At 69.5% G+C, this 1,616-nt stretch carries 1 protein-coding gene; it reads right to left on the bottom strand.

Annotated elements, in window-relative coordinates:
* The coding region (locus tag VF497_RS16895; protein ID WP_330890891.1) for a tetratricopeptide repeat protein at positions 1–1,616 on the bottom strand (1,616 nt) is incomplete at both ends.

Below are 1,616 nucleotides of genomic sequence, written 5' to 3'. Positions count from 1 at the left end.
ACGCCGGCATGCGCCTGCTCGGCGAGCTTGCGCGCGGCGGCGAATTTTGTCGCCGCGCCCGCGCTGTCGCCTTCGAGCAAGGCGAGCTGGGCCTGCGCGAGCAGGGCGATCGCGTGTTGCTCCGTGCCCAGTTCGTCCACGGCGATCTGCGCGAGTGACGCTTTCGCGGACGCCGCGTCCCCCAGCGCGAGCTGCGTGCGCACGCCTAGCAGTTGCGCTTCGGCGACGCCGTGCTTATCGGCGCCGCGGGTGAAAATTTCCCCGGCGCGCCGGGCCGCGGCGAGCGCATCGGCATGACGGCCTTCGGCGAGCGCGAGTTCGGCGAGATAGGTCGAAGTGACGGCCTGCTCTTCTGGCAGTTGCAGGTCCTCGGCGGTGCGCAGTGCCGCGTCCAGACCCTGGTGCGCCACGTCGAAATGGCCGCGCGCGATTTCGAGCAGGCCGATGTGTTGCTCGATGCGCAATTTCCTCGGCCGATCCTCGAGCTTGTCGTAGGCGCCGAGCGCCTGCTGCCAATACGCCAGCGCGTTGTCGAATTCGCCGAGGCGGTAGTAGCTCAGGCCGACATTGTCGAGGCTCTCGGCGATCGAGGCGGGCGCATCGATCTGGCGGCGCAGCGCGAGCGCTTCGCGATATGCGCCGAGTGCGGCGGCAAAATCGCCATGCTCCTGGTGGACCACGCCGCGGTCGTTGTACAGGTCGGCGAGGCTGGCGCGGTCGCCGAGCGCTTCGAGCAGGCCCTTGGCGCGATCGAGCGAGCGCTCGGCGCCCGCGCCGTCGCCCTGCACCGCCTGCACCACGGCGAGATTGCGCAGCGAAGTCGCGAGCGCGCGCTTGTCGCCGAGCTTGTCGCGCATCGCCACGGCTTTTTCGTATTGTTCGGTCGCGGCTTCGAGCTGGCCGAGGCGCTCGTAACCGATGCCGAGCGCATTGCGCACCTCGGCTTCGCCCGCCGCATCGCCGGCGCGCGTGCGCAGCACCAGTGCATGCAGCAGATAGTCGTCGACCGCGCGCTGCGCGTTGCCCTGCTGGATCGAGTATTTGCCGAGCAGGAAATACGCGTTCGCGTCCTGCGGGTCGGTCGCGACCTGCCGTTCCAGCACCGGGATCGCGCGTTTGCGCGCGCCGTTCTGCGCGAGCGCTTGCGCGTAGGCGATGGCGAGCTGCGGATCGTGCGGGTATTGCGCGACGAGTTGTTCGAGCAGCTTGAATGCACCGTCGTCGCCCTGCCCATCGAGCGCCACATAACGCAGCGTGCGCGTGACCAGCGTGTCGGCCTGGACGAAATGCGCGAGCACCTCCTTGCGCGTGGCTTCGGCGGGCAGATCCTGCTTCGCCTCGGTTTGCGCGCCGAGCAGCGTCGACCACAACAACGCGGCATCGGGATGCGCCTTGGCGAGCGGGGCGAGCTGGTCGGCGGCTTGCGCGGCATCGTGCCGGTTCTGCGCATCGACTGCGGCGCCGAATTCCGCGGCGTCCTTCGCGTTGTCGACGAACACCGGTGCAGGCGCTGGTTTCGCCACGCCCAAGCGCGCGAGCGCGGCGACGAGCTGCGTGGCGGCGTTCGCGTAGCTGCGCGGCAGGTCATCCTCCGTGCCGGACGCGCTGAAGCGCTG

It is taken from the genome of Rudaea sp. (assembly GCF_036383415.1).
Taxonomy (GTDB): domain Bacteria; phylum Pseudomonadota; class Gammaproteobacteria; order Xanthomonadales; family Rhodanobacteraceae; genus Rudaea.
Note: the sequence above shows the minus strand (reverse complement) of the source record. Positions and strands in the feature narration are given on the sequence as shown.